This is a genomic window from Streptomyces sp. SAS_270 (genome assembly GCF_052543295.1).
This window is the reverse complement of record NZ_JBMNDS010000066.1, coordinates 13,472-28,155: the sequence shown is the minus strand read 5'-3', so window position 1 is coordinate 28,155 and position 14,684 is coordinate 13,472. Positions and strand designations below refer to the sequence as shown.

The following is a 14,684-nucleotide window of genomic DNA, read 5'->3' as shown; positions in this document are numbered from 1 at the left end:
TGCTTTCAGGTCTCAGGGCTCAGCCGGCGTCGGGCGTGGCCGTGTCGGTGCCGCCCACCGCGTTGCTGTAGTTGTTGCGCGTGCGCGAGTCCGCCTTGAAGTGCGTCGTCGCCCAGCTGTAGGTGATCACTTCTTCGCTGGACGGATACGTCACCGGGTCGCCCTTCTCGTACAACTGCTGCGTGACCACCAGGTCGCCCCGGTCGATCTCCGCGTAGACCGGAGGCTCCTCGGCCTTGAAGACATTCTGGTACCCGCTGCCCTGCCGGCGATACACGTACGAGCCGACCCCGACCGCGTCACCGCAGGTCATCACGTTGACCACGATGTCGCTCGCGGACCCCCCGGTCAGCTCCCCGTACGACACGTCGACCGGGTACTCGTCGCCCACGCACGGCTTCAGGTCGCCCTTGACCGACGCGCTGACCTTCGGATCGTCCTGTATCAGCTTGACCGCGTCCACCCGCTTCGCTGCTTGGGCGGGCGAGGCGGACGCGGAGGCGGACACCGAGGCCGAGGGGGTCGGCGCGGCCGCCACCGTGTCGGCGTCGTGGGCCGGGCCCTCGTCGCGGGCGCCCGTTCCCCCGGTGGCGCAGCCGGACGTCAAAAGGCCGAGGGCGGTGAGCGCGGCCGCTGCCGTACTCCCCGCCTTCAGGACCTGCCTGGCCCCTGTTCCTAGGCCGCGCAACGCTCCCGCTCCTCACTCGCTTCGAGTGCGCGTGCGCCGCGCTCCTCGAGGTCCCGGCTCTCCAGCTCCTCGCGGAGCCGGGCCAGGGCCCGGTGCAGTGTGCTCTTGACCGTACCGGCCGACATGCCGAGGGCGGCGGCCGTCTCCTCCGTGGACATCTGCTCCCAGTGTCGCAGCACCACGACACTGCGCTGCTTGGGTGCCAGCACCTTCATGATGTCCATGAGCAGGGCGCGGTCGGCGTGCTGCTCGGTCGAGTCGTCGACGCTCGCGTCCGGCAGCTGCTCGGTCGGAACCTCTTCGAGCTTGCGCGCCCGCCACCACTCGGTCCGCGTGTTGATCATGACGCGGCGCAGGTAGGCGTCGGCCAGCCGCTTGTCCGCGATGCCGTCCCAGCGGCCGTACGTCCGTACGAGCGCGGTCTGCAGGAGGTCCTGGGCGTCGACCGGGTCGGGGACGAGGCGGCGGGCACTGCGCAGCAGCGCGTCCTGCCGAGTGCGGACGTACTCCTCGAATTCGAGCACCTCGCCGTGCGCCATGATCAACCGCCTCCATCCCCGTTTCCGACCTGCCTGCCGCTTCCTGCGGTCTGCTGTCGGGTGTCCGTCTGCCCGCTACCTGTGAACCGCTGTCGTTCCGCTGTGGAGCGGCTGTCTGTGCGGTACGGCAATGAAGCTACGGAGGGGTTGTCACGGCGTTGTCCGGGCCGGCCTGCGGCAAGCACTCGGCTGTCCGTCGGTTGTGTAACGGAAGTAGGGAGTGGGTAAGGCGACCTGCGGTTATGCCCTGGTTGGGTGGATTTGAGCGCCCGTTGGGGCCCAGTGGGCAACGCACCCGCCTGTTACGTCGACCGTTACGTCAACGGCAGGCGGTACAGGCCGCCCGGGAGAGGTTCCACCAGACCGTCGGACACGAGGCCGTCCAGTGCGCGGGCCCGCTGCACCGGTTCCTCCCATACGCGGTCCAGCTCGGCCTGCGGGACCGCGGTGACCGCCTCCCGCAGGACGGCCAGGAGCCTGCCGCGGACCTGACGGTCCGTGCCCGCGTACGTCTGAGCGCGCCGCGGCGGCCCGTCGTGCTCCGGCTTCCCCGCCAGCAGCCAGGCACACTGCGCCGCGATCGGACAGCGCCGGCAGCTCTCGTTCTTCGCCGTGCAGACCAGCGCGCCCAGCTCCATCGACGCGGCGGCCCAGCGCGACGCCCTGCCCTCGTCGTCGGGGAGCAGGGCGCGGGCGAGCTTGCGCTCGGCGGCGGTGGTGGCGTTGGGCGGGTACTGGACGCCGGTGACCGCGCGGGCGAACACCCGGCGCACGTTCGTGTCGAGGACGGCGTGGCGCCTGCCGTACGCGAAGGACGCGACCGCCGCGGCCGTGTACTCGCCGATGCCCGGCAGCGCGAGGAGCTGCGCGTGGTCGGCGGGTACGTCGCCGCCGTGCCGTTCCGTTATGGCGACCGCGGCGCCGTGCAGACGCAGGGCGCGGCGCGGGTAGCCGAGCCGGCCCCAGGCGCGGACGGCCTCGCCCGGCGCCTCCCCGGCCAGGTCGGCGGGGCGCGGCCAGCGGGCCAGCCACTGCTCGTAGACGGGCAGCACACGGCTGACCGGCGTCTGCTGGAGCATGAACTCGCTGACCATCACTCCCCAGGGGCCCGCGTCGGGATGACGCCAGGGGAGATCACGTGCGTGCTCGTCGAACCATGCGATGACCGGGGTGTGGAGGGCCTCGCCAAGGGCGGTGCGGGCGGCGGTGTTCGCGGTGGTGTGCGCTGGTGCAGTCATGACGTGTCGATCCTGCCATGACGGGGCGCCGGTGGGTGGGGCGCCTTGCGGTCCATGGCGGTTCACCTTCGGGCGCGTGAAGCGGCTTCGGGTGTGTCGCTCTGTGTCGCTGTCTGTGGTTGAGCGTGGCCGTGCGTGGCCGCCGATCGCCTCAACGGGCTTGGCCGGGATGATGATCCGGAAAAGTTGCGGGCCGGGGCGGCGGGTGGGGCGAGCGAAGGGTCGGATCTCTCGTAGAGTTTGCGCCGTGGGATCTATGCGCAATCCGGTCGGGCCGCTTCCCTCCACCATCTACTGGCGACGGAGGGCCGTTCTGCTGTGCATGGTGGCGCTGTTGGCGCTGCTCATCGTGTGGGTGGTCGGCTCCGGTGGCGGAGGCGGGAAGAACAACGGGAACGGTTCGAACGGGAAGAACCCCGCGCAGACCATCACTCCCGGGCCCTCCAGTTCTGGGCCGGCGATCAGTCAACACCCGGGCGGGCGCGACGAGTCGAGCGGGAGTGACTCGGGCGGTTCGGGGTCAGCTTCCGGGTCCGGCGGATCGTCGGGGGACGACGGTGGTTCCGGGTCCGGGTCGGGTTCCGGCTCCGGGGGGAACTCGGACGACGGGTCCAAGAGCGGGGCCGGCTCCGCGGATCAGCTTCCGGCCGGATCCAGCATTCCCAACTGCACTGCGGGCGGGGTGAAGTTGACGCTGCGCAGTGTCCACAACACCTACGCGCCCGATGAGAAGCCCACCCTGGAACTGGTCGCCAAGAACACCTCGGGCAGCGACTGCAAGGTCGACTTCGGTCCGAAGAACGCCGTGGTGACGATCACTCAGGCGGGTGGCGACGACGCCTACTGGTCCTCCGGTGACTGCCCCAGGAGTGCCGCCGCGGTCCTCCTCCGCGTCCCGGCCGGCAGCCAGATCACCTACACCGTCGAGTGGGACCGCAAGCCCAGCGCCGCCGCGTGCGCCACGCCTCCGGCCGGGTCCGCCACCGCAGGCACCTACCTGGTCGAGGCGAAGGCCCCTGGTCTGGCCAAGGCCCAGGCGTCCTTCGTGCTGGAGAAGGACTGAGAACGAGCAAAGGGCGCCCGGGGTCCGACGATCACCCCGAGCGCCCGAGGGTGTGACGCGCGCCCCGAAATCCGCCGTGGCCACACGTGACGCCCAAGATCCGCCGTAGTTACACGTAACGCTCAAGAATCGACGACTCCGCCAGCCGCGACAGCCCCTCGCGCACACTCCGCGCCCGCGCCTCCCCGACACCGTCGACGGTCTGGAGGTCGTCCACGCTGGCGGCGAGCAGCTTCTGCAGGCCGCCGAAGTGCTCCACGAGGCGGTCGATGATCGCGCCGGGCAGCCGGGGCACCTTGGCGAGGAGGCGGAAGCCGCGCGGGGACACCGCGGAGTCGAGCGCCTCGGGAGAGCCGGTGTAGCCCAATCCGCGGGCCACGGTGGAGAGTTCGAGAAGCTCCGCGTGGGTCAGCGCGTCCAGCTCGAAGAGGGCCTCGTCGACCGTGCGGGAGCGCTTCGCGGTCGGCTCGGGCACGTAGTCCCGGACGACCAGCTCGCGTTCGGGCTCCACACCGGCGATCAACTCGTCCAGCTGGAGGGCGAGCAGGCGCCCGTCCGTGCCCAGCTCGACGACGTACTCGGCGATCTCGGTGGCGATCCGGCGCACCATTTCGAGGCGCTGGGCGACCGCCGAGACATCCCGGACGGTGACCAGGTCCTCGATCTCCAGCGCGGAGAGCGTGCCCGCGACCTCGTCGAGACGGAGCTTGTAGCGCTCCAGGGTCGCGAGGGCCTGGTTGGCGCGGGAGAGGATCGCGGCGGAGTCCTCCAGCACACGGCGCTGACCGTCGACGTACAGGGCGATCAGGCGCATCGACTGGGAGACCGAGACGACCGGGAAGCCGACCTGCTTGGAGACGCGGTCCGCGGTGCGGTGCCGGGTACCCGTCTCCTCGGTGGGGATGGTCGGGTCGGGCACCAGCTGCACGCCCGCCCGAAGGATCTTGGTGATGTCCTTGTCGACAACGATGCCGCCGTCGAGCTTGCACAGCTCGCGCAGACGGGTCGCCGAGAAGTCGACGTCCAGGACGAATCCGCCGGTGCACATCGACTCGACGGTCTTGTCCCAGCCGAGCACGATGAGTCCGCCGGTGTTGCCGCGGAGAATCCGCTCAAGCCCGTCGCGCAGCGCCGTGCCGGGTGCCACGGCGCTCAGTGAGGCGCGCATCAGGCCATCGGCACCGGAGCTCCCACCGGACTTTCCGGGAGCTGCTGCCCGGTCGTTGGCTGCCACTGCACTCCTCCGGTCGCGGGTTTCCGGTCGCCCTCTGTTCGTACGGACGGGCGAGACCAGGGCAAAGTCTACCGGCGGTCTTCCTCCTCCCGTGGGGCCTCTCGCCGACGAGAGCGCGGAAGCACCCGCAGCGCGTCGCCCATGTCGGCGACTTCCAGGACCTTCATACCGGGAGGGATCTTGCCCGGGTCGGTCGGTACGAGGGCATGTGTGAAGCCCAGACGGTGGGCTTCGGCCAGCCGGCGCTGGACCCCCGTGACCCGTCTGACCTCGCCTGCAAGGCCCACTTCGCCGATCGCGACAAGGTTCTTGGGCAGCGGGGTGTCGCTCGCGGCGGAGGCGAGGGCGAGGGCGATCGCGAGGTCCGCGGCCGGTTCGGAGAGCTTCACGCCGCCGACCGTCGCGGAGTAGATGTCCCGCTTTCCGAGGGCGGTGATCCGGCCGCGCTGCTCCAGAACGGCGAGCATCATCGACACCCGGGAGGTCTCCAGCCCCGAGGTGGTGCGCCGCGGGGAGGGGATCTGCGAGTCGACGGTGAGCGCCTGGACCTCGGCGACGAGCGGGCGGCGGCCCTCCAGGGTGACGGTCAGGCAGGTGCCGGGGACCGGCTCGGCTCGGCGGGTGAGGAAGAGGCCGGAGGGGTCGGCAAGGCCCGTGATCCCCTCGTCGTGCAGCTCGAAGCAGCCGACCTCGTCCGTGGTGCCGTAACGGTTCTTGACCCCTCGTACGAGCCGGAGCCGCGCGTGCCGGTCGCCCTCGAACTGGAGCACCACGTCCACCAGGTGTTCCAGCAGCCGGGGCCCGGCGATCGCACCGTCCTTGGTGACATGGCCGACCAGGAGGGTGGACATGCCCCGGTCCTTGGAGGCGCGGATCAGCGCCCCGGCGACCTCCCGCACCTGGGCCATGCCGCCGGGTGCGCCGTCGATCTCCGGGGAGGCCACGGTCTGGACGGAGTCGAGGACGAGCAGGGACGGCTTCACCGCGTCCAAGTGGCCGAGGACGGCGGCCAGGTCGGTCTCGGCGGCGAGATACAGGTGGTCGTCGATCGCCTTGATGCGGTCGGCGCGCAGCCGCACCTGGCTCGCCGACTCCTCACCCGTGACATACAGCGTGCGGTGCTCGTCGCTCGCCGCCTTGGCCGCCACGTCCAGCAGGAGTGTGGACTTGCCGACGCCGGGCTCGCCCGCGAGGAGGACGACGGCGCCGGGGACCAGGCCGCCGCCGAGGACGCGGTCCAGCTCCGGTACGCCGGTGGAGCGGGCGGTGGCCTGGCGGCCGTCGACCTCGCCGATGGGAACCGCGGAGGTGGTGACACGGCCGGGTGTCGTCGTGCGGACCGCGGGCGCGCCGTACTCCTCGACCGTCCCCCACGCCTGGCACTCGGGGCAGCGGCCGAGCCACTTGGCCGTCTGCCAGCCGCACTCGGTGCAGCGGTAGGACGGCCGGTCCTTCGCGGTTTTCGTACGGGCAGCCATGGACGAAACCGTAGCCCAGGCCACTGACATCACCGTCGGGCGTACGCGGGCCGGGCGGTTGCGGCTCCGCCGCGGCCCGCGTACGCCCGGGCGCTCATCCCGTGACGGCCACCGCCGTCTCCTTCCCCGTCTCCGTCTCCTCGGCCGTCTTCTCGGTACGGCCGCGCAACGCGAACAGCACCAGCAGCGCCGAGAACAGGGCCGCGCTGCCGCACACCACGAAGCCGATGGAGTAGCCGTGGCCGAGCGCGTCGAGGGCGAAGGAGCGGGCCGCGCCCGGCGGGGAGTTCGGCGGCACCGAGTTGAGGGCGAGCGGGCCGCCCTCCTTGAGGACCTCGTGCGCGGCCGCCTTCGACTCCGCGCCCAGCGACGCCGTACCGAGGGAGGCGGTGACCTGTGAGGCGGCCTGGCTCAGCGCGACCGCGCCGATGACGGCCGGGCCGAGGGTGAAGCCGAAGTCGCGCAGCAGGTTGGTGGAGGCGCTGGCCATGCCCGCGAGATGGACGGGCACGGTGTTGACGGCGGTCGCGGTGATCGACGACACCGTGAACGCGAAGCCCGTGCCGACCAGACCCAGCGGCAGGATCAGCGAGGTCAGCGCCCGGTCGTCGACGGCCAGCGTGGCCGCGAGGAAGTCGCCGGCCGCGATCAGCGCGAGCCCCGCCGTGAGCGTCGTACGCGGGGAGACCCGGCTGAGGAGGCGGGAGGTGACCGGTGTCAGGAACGGGGTCAGACCGCTGAGGAGCAGGAAGGCGAAGGACGTCCGCATCGGGCTCTGGTGCTGGATCGGGCCGAGCCGGATGCTCGCCGCGTACGCCGTGCCGAGGAAGCTGAACATGCCGATGACCGAGACGACGGACGCGATCGCGAAGGAGCGGTCGCGGAACAGGTCGAGGCGCAGCAGCGGCGAGCGGGCCCGGTTCTCGGCCGCGATGAACAGGCCGATGAAGACCGCCGCGACGACGAAGGCCACGACCACCCACGTCGACGCCCACCCGTCCGCGGGCCCCTGGATGACGGCGTACAGGAGCGCGAAGAGGCCGACGCCGATGGTGACCTGGCCGGCGATGTCGAGCGAACGCCCCTCCGGGGCCGCGGAGTCGGCGGCGAACACGACGCTGACCAGCGCGCTGACGGCGGCGACCACGGCGACCACCACGAACGCCGCGCGCCAGGAGCCGTAGGTCCCGGTGATGCCGCCGAGCAGCGGCGCGAGGAAGCCGCCCGCGGACAGGCTGGACGCCCACACGGCGATGGCGCGGGCACGCTGGGCCGCCCCGTGGGTACCGGCGGCGATCATCGCGAGCGAGGTCGGGAACAGTGCCGCCGCGCCGAGCCCGGCGAGCGCCTGTCCCACCCACAGCTGGTGGACGCCCGAACTGGAGGCGGCGACCACTTCGCCGGCGCACAGCAGCGCCGCACCGCCGACCAGCAGCCGCTTGCGCCCGAAGAGGTCGCCGAGCACACCGAAGGACAGCTCCAGCACGGCGACCGGCAGCAGGAACGCGTCCGATATCCAGGTCAACTGCGAGCCCACCGGGTGCAGATGCTCCTGGAACAGGCCGTTGAGAGTGGCCGGCATGGCCAGACCGATCTGCGCGAGACAGACGGCCAGACAGCCGGCGATGAGGGTGCCGAGGGGGAGACGGGGTGCGTCTGTTTCAGACATGAGCAGTCCCTAGGGGGAAGTCTGGAGTCTTGAGCCCGTCCGGCGTTTGAGGACGAGCCCTTGGGGCGAAACGGGGGTCTGGGGGCGGAGCCCCCCGATACGGGACGGGTAGGGGCGGAGGGGGCGAAACTAGTTGGCCGTGTCCACGCGCGCGTGGAGCCCCGTTTCGCGCCCCACTGTCAACTCGGAGGGCCGATAGGGGACATACGCCGCCCCGTCCAGCCCGAGCCCGAGCGCGGCCTTCTGCAGCACGGCGGGTGTGGCGGCATCCCCCCAGTGACCGGTGGCGACCCGCTGTTCGACGGCGTGCACGGCGGCGACCGTCTCGGCGGTGGTGAAGGCGCAGTGCCCCTGCCGCTCGACATAGGCCTGCCGCAGCGAGGCACCGTCGCCGGAGGCCCGCACCCGGTCCGCGAACCGGTTCTCCTGCTCGACCGGCACGAGGTTGTCCGCGGTGGTGTGCACGTCGAGGAGGGGCACGCCGAGCCCCTGTCCGGCGGACGAGGTGCGCGCCGCCTCCCGTACCGCGGCCGGGTCCGCCGTGACGGTGGCGCCGCGCGTGAGTATGCGCAGGTCGGCGTGCAGGTCGAGCCCCGCCGCCCGGTACAGCGCGCGCACCTGGGGGGCGTGCGCGGAGCCCGCGAGGAGGCGGGCGTAGTCGATGCCCCGGTTCCAGGAGTTGTTGCCGCCGACGGACTGCTCGACGGCGTACCGGCCGCCTTCGATGAACGACAGCACGCCCTGCGCGAACCACGCGTACTGCTGCTCCTCCTGCCCCGCCCAGTCGTCGTCGGCCGGCCGGTCCTGGCCGGGGGCCCAGGTGGGGAGGTTGAGGAAGGCGGCGGCGAGGGCGACGCGGGCGCGGCCCTGGGGGGTCTTCTGGGCGGCGGTGACGGCCGCGGTGAGCCGGTCGGCGGTGGCGGAGGCCTCGGCCGGGGAGGCGAAGTTCACCAGCTTCAGGTCCTGCGCGGGCAGGAGCAGGCGGGCGAGGGCGTACTCGGCGTCGAGCTGGTAGTTGTCCAGGTCGGTGCCGCCCGCGACCAGGCCGCAGAAGCCGAGCGCGCCGTCGACGCGGCCGGCGCCGTCCCGGGCGATCCGCGCGTTGACGAGGCCCCCCATGGACTGGCCGACGGAGAGTGTCCGCCGGGGTTTGCCGATCTCCTTCTCAACGGCGTCGAGCGCGCCGAACTGGTCGCGTTCCGCGCTGGCCAGCGCCCACATGGACCCGTTCGGGTCGTACGAGGACCCGGTCAGCGCGTACCCCTCGGCGAGCAGCTCGGTGCGGGAGGCGTCGGAGGGCGCGTCCCGCGCGACGGTGGGGCCGAAGCCGTGGCTGAACAGGAGCAACGTGCCGTTCCAGTTCGCCGGTACGTCGGCGATCCAGGTGGCGCCGTCGGCGAGGGTGCCGGTCAGATGCCGGGCTTCGGGGGTGTCCGCGTGGGCGGCGGGGGCGGTGACGGAGAGGGCGACTGCCGTACCGAGGGCGGCCGTCGTACGGGCCAGGCGGGTGCGTGCAGGCATGTCGTGAGGCTCCGATCTGCGGGGAGGGGGAGCGCTGAGGACGGGTGCAGCGGATGCTCAGTGCACTGAACGACTGAACGCCTCGGAATGTAGGGCGCTTATCTGACTGCCGTCAATGGAATGCACAACATCAGTTCGGAAGGGGGCTCGGCGGTGGTCGGCGGCGGCCTGACGGCGTACGGCACAAGACGCACGCCTCAATCGCGAGCCGAGCGGCTCCGGCGTGGGCAGGGGAGGTGCAAAGGGGGAGGACGAGGGGAGCGGGCGGGGTTACGCCTCCGCAGGCACCGTCTCCAGCACGCGTCGCGCCGTCTCCCGTGCAGGCGCGTCCAGGCAGGCGTGCACCGCGCGGAACGTCTCCTCCGCCGGGCCCGCGGGCCAGTCGGCGGGCAGGTGCTGCACGGGCAGGCGCGGGTCGCTGCGGATCACGTCCAGCCATGCCGTCGCGAGGCGCAGCCGCAGCGCGAGGGCGTCCTCGGGCGTGCCGCCGCCCGCGTCGCCCGGCTGCGCGCCGGGTTCCCGGAGCGGGCGCCACGCGGTGTCGAACGCGCGGTAGCGGTCGGCGAGTTCGGCGAGGTCCCAGGTGTCGTTGATCATCTCGGCGATGTCCATGCCGATGTCGGCCCGCGCGCGGAACACCTTGACGTGCGCGGACAGCCCGAGTTCCGCGAGGATCCCGGAGACGTCGACCTCGCCGGGCGCGATCCACAGACCGCTGAACAACGGCCCGAACCCGGCCCAGGTGAGCTGCGAGCGCAGGTCGTGCCGCTGCCGCTGCCACGACTCGGGCAGCGAGAAGCCGAGCAGCGACCAGGTGCCGTCCCAGTCACGGTTCACGGCGCCGGTCTTCCAGATGCGCTGCTCGCCGTCGCGCAGGATCGCCTCGGAACGCTCGGTGAGCCCGAAGTACATGCGGCGGCCCTCACGCCTGCGGCGCAGCAGCCCGCGGTTGACCATCCGGGTCAGCGTCGACCGGGTCGCGTGCTCGCCGACGCCGGCCCGCGCGAACACCTCGATGACGCTCCCCGAGTACACGCACACACCGCGGCCGAGCACCTGGTCGCCGAGGAACGACAGCATCAGGGACTGCGGGCGCGGGGCGTTGTCGGTGGCCACGGGCTTACGGTACGACGCCGTCGGCGGACAAGGAGCGGTCGGGACCCGAACTGCCGACGGGCTCCCGAACCGCTCGAAGCGAAGGCATCCACGCGCGCGCGTCGCCCGAAACCACCCACGCGCGCGTGCCGCCATCGCCGCCCGTGAAGGCCTGGGCCACGGGACGGAGGGCTGCTGTCCCCTTATGAGGGATCGTTTCACCCGTACGGATTAAAAGTGCTCAAGGGGGAAGAAGGGGCCACCCCATGGCACCTACGGTCGCACGGGTGATGAGCAGCCGTCCGGAGACCTCCACGCACACCACCGGCGCACACCGGGCGCACGGAGACGCGCGCAAGCGGGTGACAGCGCCCCGCGCGAACACCCGCACCATGGCCCAGCACCCTCCAGCGCGCTACGAGCCCTACCTGGACGGCCTGTTCACCTACTGCCTGTCCGTGCTGTGCGACCACGACTCGGCCACCGCCGCCCTGGGGGACGTCCTCGCGCTGGCCGAACGTCGCAACCCGCGCGGCCCGGAGTCCCCGGACGACCGCAGAGCATGGCTGTACGCCCTCGCCCGCTGGGCCTGTCTGCGCAAGCTCGCCGAGGCCAGGCGCCGACGACAGGCGACACACGCCGGTGGCCGCCGAGCGGCCCACAAAGGCACGGAGAACGCGCAGAACCCGCCGAACTCCCCGCGTGACGCGCACAAGGACACCGCCGACCGGCGCGCCGCCGAAGCCCTGAGCGCCGTTCCCGTCTCCGAGGACGCCCAGGCCCACCGGCAGCGCGAACTCGCCCTGCTGGCCTGGCCGGAGGCCGCCGGTACGTCTCCCGAGCAGCGCGAGGCGCTCGAACTCGCGGTGCGCCACCAGCTCGCCGTCCACGAGGTCGCCGCCGTGCTCGGCATGGATCTCGCGTCGGCACGTGAACTCCTCGCCTCCGCCGCCTGCGAGGTCGAACGCACGCGCGCGGCGCTCGCGGTGGTGGAGACCGGCGCCTGCCCGAGCGTCGCCCGCCTCACCGACGACAGCCAGGTCGTCCTGAGCACCGCCCTGCGCCGCGAACTGGTCCGGCACGTCGACGACTGCCCGCGCTGCCGTCGCACCGCCGAGCGCGCGGTCCCCGGCTCCTGGCCCGGCACCAGCGTCACGCCCGCCGCGCTCCCCGTACTCGAAGCCCCGCGCGCGGCCCTGCACATGGCGATGGCGCGCCTGCCGCGCGCGCGGGGTGAGGCCCCGCGCTTCGACCGGCGCGGTTTCCCGATGGACCCCAAGGACCGTGCGGCCCGCCGCGACCGGCTGCGCGCGCGTGCCGTCACGACCACGGTCGTGGCCACCGTCGTCGCCGCGCCCGTACTCGCGCTCTGGGCGGCCTACCGCGGCGCGCCCCTGATCGGCGAGGGCGCCGACGGCCGCTCGGTCACCGCGAGCGAGGCGCACGACCCCGGCGGTCTCAACGGCGAGGACGCGGGCGGCTACGAGAACGCCGGCAACGCCAGTACCCGGCCCGAGGGCCGCTTCGCCAAGGGCAGCCGCTCGCCCGACGTCTCAGTGGAGGTCGTCAGCGTCGCCGGAAAGGGCACCGGACGGCTCTCGGTGTCGGCGGGCAACAGCGGCGACACGACACTCATCACCCTCACGGCGGCCGGGGACGCACCGGTGCGGTGGTCCGTCCGTACCGGCGCCGACTGGCTCTATCCGAGCAAGTCGTCGGGAACCCTCGACCCCGGCGAATCGTTGACGATCAAGATGTACGTCGACCATCTTCGCGAGCCGGTGGGCCCCTGGACCGCGCGGGTGGCCGTCGCACCGGCGGGCGCGGTGGTCACGATCGACGGATACGGCAACGCGGGCCCGTCCGACCCCGGCCCGACCCCCGGCGACCCGACGCCTTCCCACCCGGACCCCGATCCCACCCCGAGCGACCCGACCCCGTCCGAGCCGGACCCGACGCCCAGCAGCCCGACGCCGTCCGACCCCGACCCGACGCCGACGGACTCGTCCCCGGCCCCCTCGGACCCGGGGGGCTCGACGCCGCCCGGCGACAGCGGCGACCCGAGCCCCTCCTCGTAGACCCGCGGTGCCCCGAAGGCCGGAGGGCCTCAGCCCACCGGATCGGCGGGATGCGGAGCCAGCAGCGGTAGCTGCGAGGCGAGCCTCTCCTCGCAGAGCTCGACGAGCCGGTCGTACCCCGCCTTGCCCATCAGTTCGACCAGCTCCGGCCGGTACGACACGTAGACCGGGTCGCCCGCGCCGTGCGCCGAGGTCGCCGACGTGCACCACCAGTGCAGGTCATGGCCGCCCGGACCCCAGCCTCGACGGTCGTACTCACCGATCGACACCTGCAGGACGCGGGTGTCGTCGGGCCGGTCGATCCAGTCGTACGTACGCCGCACGGGCAGCTGCCAGCAGACGTCCGGCTTGGTCTCAAGGGGCTCGCGCCCCTCCTTGAGCGCCAGGATGTGCAGTGAGCAGCCGGCGCCACCGGCGAAACCGGGCCGGTTCTGGAAGATGCACGATCCCTTGTACGGGCGGGTCTGGCGCTCGCCGTCCTCGTCCTCGGAGACCCAGCCGGACTCGGAGCCCACGTCGTGGTGCTGCCAGATGTCCGGCGTGAGCCGCGCCACATACCCGGCCACCCGCTTCTCGTCGTCCTCGTCCGAGAAGTGCGCGCCCAGCGTGCAGCAGCCGTCGTCCGCGCGGCCCGCCTGGATGCCCTGGCAACCGCTTCCGAAGATGCAGTTCCACCGGGAGGTCAGCCAGGTCAGATCGCAGCGGAAGATCTGCTCGTCATCGGCGGGGTCCGGAAACTCCACCCAGGCGCGAGCGAAGTCGAGCCCCTTCTCGTCACTCACCCTCGGGGCTTTCGGTGACTTCGTGGACTTGGCCGCCTTCGCCTGCGAAGAACCCTTGGCCGATTTGTCAGGCTTCGCCTTTTTCGTCTTTGGCACCCGTCCAGGGTAAGTCGCCGGAGGCCACTCCGGGGACGGCCAATCGCAGGCTGGGCAGTAGCGTTCCGTGTATGAGACTCGGTGTCCTCGACGTGGGTTCGAACACGGTGCATCTGCTGGTGGTGGATGCGCACCCGGGCGCGCGCCCGCTTCCCGCGCACTCGCACAAGGTGGAGCTGCGGCTCGCCCAACTCCTCGACGAGGCGGGAGCGATCGGCCCCGACGGCGTCGACAAACTGATCGGCGTCGTCCAGGAGGCGCTGGAGGCCGCCGAGGACAAGGGCGTCGAGGAACTGCTGCCGTTCGCGACCTCCGCGGTGCGGGAGGCCAGCAACGCGGACGACGTACTGGCCCGCGTCCAGGCCGAGACCGGGGTCGAGCTCCAGGTCCTGACCGGTGCGGAGGAGGCCCGCCTCACCTTCCTCGCCGCCCGCCGCTGGTTCGGCTGGTCGGCCGGGAAGCTGCTGGTCCTGGACATCGGCGGGGGCTCGCTCGAAATCGCGTACGGCATCGACGAGGAGCCCGACGCGGCGGTGTCGCTGCCGCTCGGCGCCGGGCGGCTGACCGCGGGCTGGCTGCCGACGGATCCCGCCGACCCGGCGGACATCAAGGCGCTGCGGCGCCATGTCCGGGCCCAGATCGCCCGGACGGTGGGCGAGTTCAGCCGCTTCGGTGCGCCCGACCATGTCGTGGCCACGTCCAAGACCTTCAAGCAGCTCGCCCGTCTCGCCGGGGCCGCGCGCTCCACGGACGGGCTGTACGTCCAGCGCGAGCTGAAGCGCCGGTCCCTGGAGGACTGGGTTCCGCGGCTCGCCTCCATGACCGCCGACGAGCGCGCCGAGCTTCCCGGCGTCTCCGAGGGGCGCGCGGGCCAGCTCCTCGCGGGCGCACTCGTCGCCGAGGGCGCGCTCGACCTCTTCGGCGTCGAAACCCTGGAGATCTGCCCCTGGGCCCTCCGAGAAGGCGTAATCCTGCGCCGCCTGGACCACATGGCAACCACCTGACCCTCCCGGGGCGGGTGGGCAAACCTCGGGTGCCCCCTTTCTTCTTTGGCACCCGGGGTTGGTGCCGGCCGGGGGTGGGTCACGCAGCCCGGCGTTCACGGGGTGCCGCTGCGCCCACCCGTGCCGCCCCTGGCGGCACGATTGCCCGCAGAAACGCGGCTCCGCCGACCACCCGGCGCCACAGCACCCCCGCTGCTGG

At 72.3% G+C, this 14,684-nt stretch carries 12 protein-coding genes; 3 read left to right on the top strand and 9 right to left on the bottom strand.

The window, feature by feature from the left end:
• Positions 1 to 19: 19 nt before the first annotated feature.
• From ACN6LB_RS33260 to ACN6LB_RS33250, 3 genes are all read right to left on the bottom strand, one after another.
• Positions 20 to 688, bottom strand: a complete 669-nt coding sequence (locus ACN6LB_RS33260) for a hypothetical protein (RefSeq protein ID WP_445029082.1) — start codon at positions 686 to 688, stop codon at positions 20 to 22.
• A complete protein-coding gene (locus tag ACN6LB_RS33255) occupies positions 676 to 1,227 on the bottom strand; it encodes a SigE family RNA polymerase sigma factor (RefSeq protein WP_356141590.1) in 552 nt (183 codons plus the stop codon). Before ACN6LB_RS33255 ends, ACN6LB_RS33260 begins: the two co-directional genes overlap by 13 nt.
• Positions 1,228 to 1,541: 314 nt before the next feature.
• Positions 1,542 to 2,465 carry an A/G-specific adenine glycosylase gene (locus ACN6LB_RS33250; RefSeq protein WP_445029081.1) on the bottom strand — a complete coding sequence of 308 codons (924 nt, stop codon included), beginning with the start codon at positions 2,463 to 2,465 and terminating at the stop codon, positions 1,542 to 1,544.
• 247 nt (positions 2,466 to 2,712) lie between these two features.
• Between ACN6LB_RS33250 and ACN6LB_RS33245 the strand changes: the two genes are divergently transcribed.
• Positions 2,713 to 3,528, top strand: a complete 816-nt coding sequence (locus tag ACN6LB_RS33245) for a hypothetical protein (protein WP_445029080.1) — start codon at positions 2,713 to 2,715, stop codon at positions 3,526 to 3,528.
• Positions 3,529 to 3,637: 109 nt separating this feature from the next.
• Here the strand turns inward: ACN6LB_RS33245 and disA are convergent, their stop codons facing one another.
• From disA to ACN6LB_RS33220, 5 genes are all read right to left on the bottom strand, one after another.
• The gene (gene disA, locus ACN6LB_RS33240; protein WP_356141596.1) at positions 3,638 to 4,762 is read right to left on the bottom strand and encodes a DNA integrity scanning diadenylate cyclase DisA; all 1,125 of its coding nucleotides are present in this window, start codon (positions 4,760 to 4,762) and stop codon (positions 3,638 to 3,640) included.
• 68 nt (positions 4,763 to 4,830) lie between these two features.
• Entirely contained in the window at positions 4,831 to 6,240 is a 1,410-nt protein-coding gene (gene radA / locus ACN6LB_RS33235; RefSeq protein ID WP_356141598.1) for a DNA repair protein RadA, read from the bottom strand.
• Positions 6,241 to 6,334: 94 nt separating this feature from the next.
• Positions 6,335 to 7,909, bottom strand: coding sequence for an MFS transporter (locus ACN6LB_RS33230; RefSeq protein WP_445029079.1), 1,575 nt, complete (start codon positions 7,907 to 7,909; stop codon positions 6,335 to 6,337).
• Between the two features lie 129 nt (positions 7,910 to 8,038).
• Complete coding sequence (locus ACN6LB_RS33225) at positions 8,039 to 9,430, bottom strand: alpha/beta hydrolase (RefSeq protein WP_445029078.1); 1,392 nt, start codon at positions 9,428 to 9,430, stop codon at positions 8,039 to 8,041.
• Positions 9,431 to 9,700: 270 nt separating this feature from the next.
• Positions 9,701 to 10,510: a PaaX family transcriptional regulator gene (locus tag ACN6LB_RS33220; protein WP_445029098.1), complete on the bottom strand. Its 810-nt coding sequence runs from the start codon at positions 10,508 to 10,510 to the stop codon at positions 9,701 to 9,703.
• 302 nt (positions 10,511 to 10,812) lie between these two features.
• Between ACN6LB_RS33220 and ACN6LB_RS33215 the strand changes: the two genes are divergently transcribed.
• Positions 10,813 to 12,603, top strand: coding sequence for a BACON domain-containing protein (locus ACN6LB_RS33215; protein WP_445029097.1), 1,791 nt, complete (start codon positions 10,813 to 10,815; stop codon positions 12,601 to 12,603).
• Positions 12,604 to 12,632: 29 nt separating this feature from the next.
• On the opposite strand, the gene ACN6LB_RS33210 is transcribed toward ACN6LB_RS33215, so the two are convergent.
• Positions 12,633 to 13,481: a hypothetical protein gene (locus tag ACN6LB_RS33210; protein WP_356141606.1), complete on the bottom strand. Its 849-nt coding sequence runs from the start codon at positions 13,479 to 13,481 to the stop codon at positions 12,633 to 12,635.
• A gap of 71 nt (positions 13,482 to 13,552) precedes the next feature.
• Between ACN6LB_RS33210 and ACN6LB_RS33205 the strand changes: the two genes are divergently transcribed.
• Positions 13,553 to 14,485, top strand: a complete 933-nt coding sequence (locus tag ACN6LB_RS33205; protein ID WP_356141608.1) for a Ppx/GppA family phosphatase — start codon at positions 13,553 to 13,555, stop codon at positions 14,483 to 14,485.
• Positions 14,486 to 14,684: the final 199 nt, after the last annotated feature.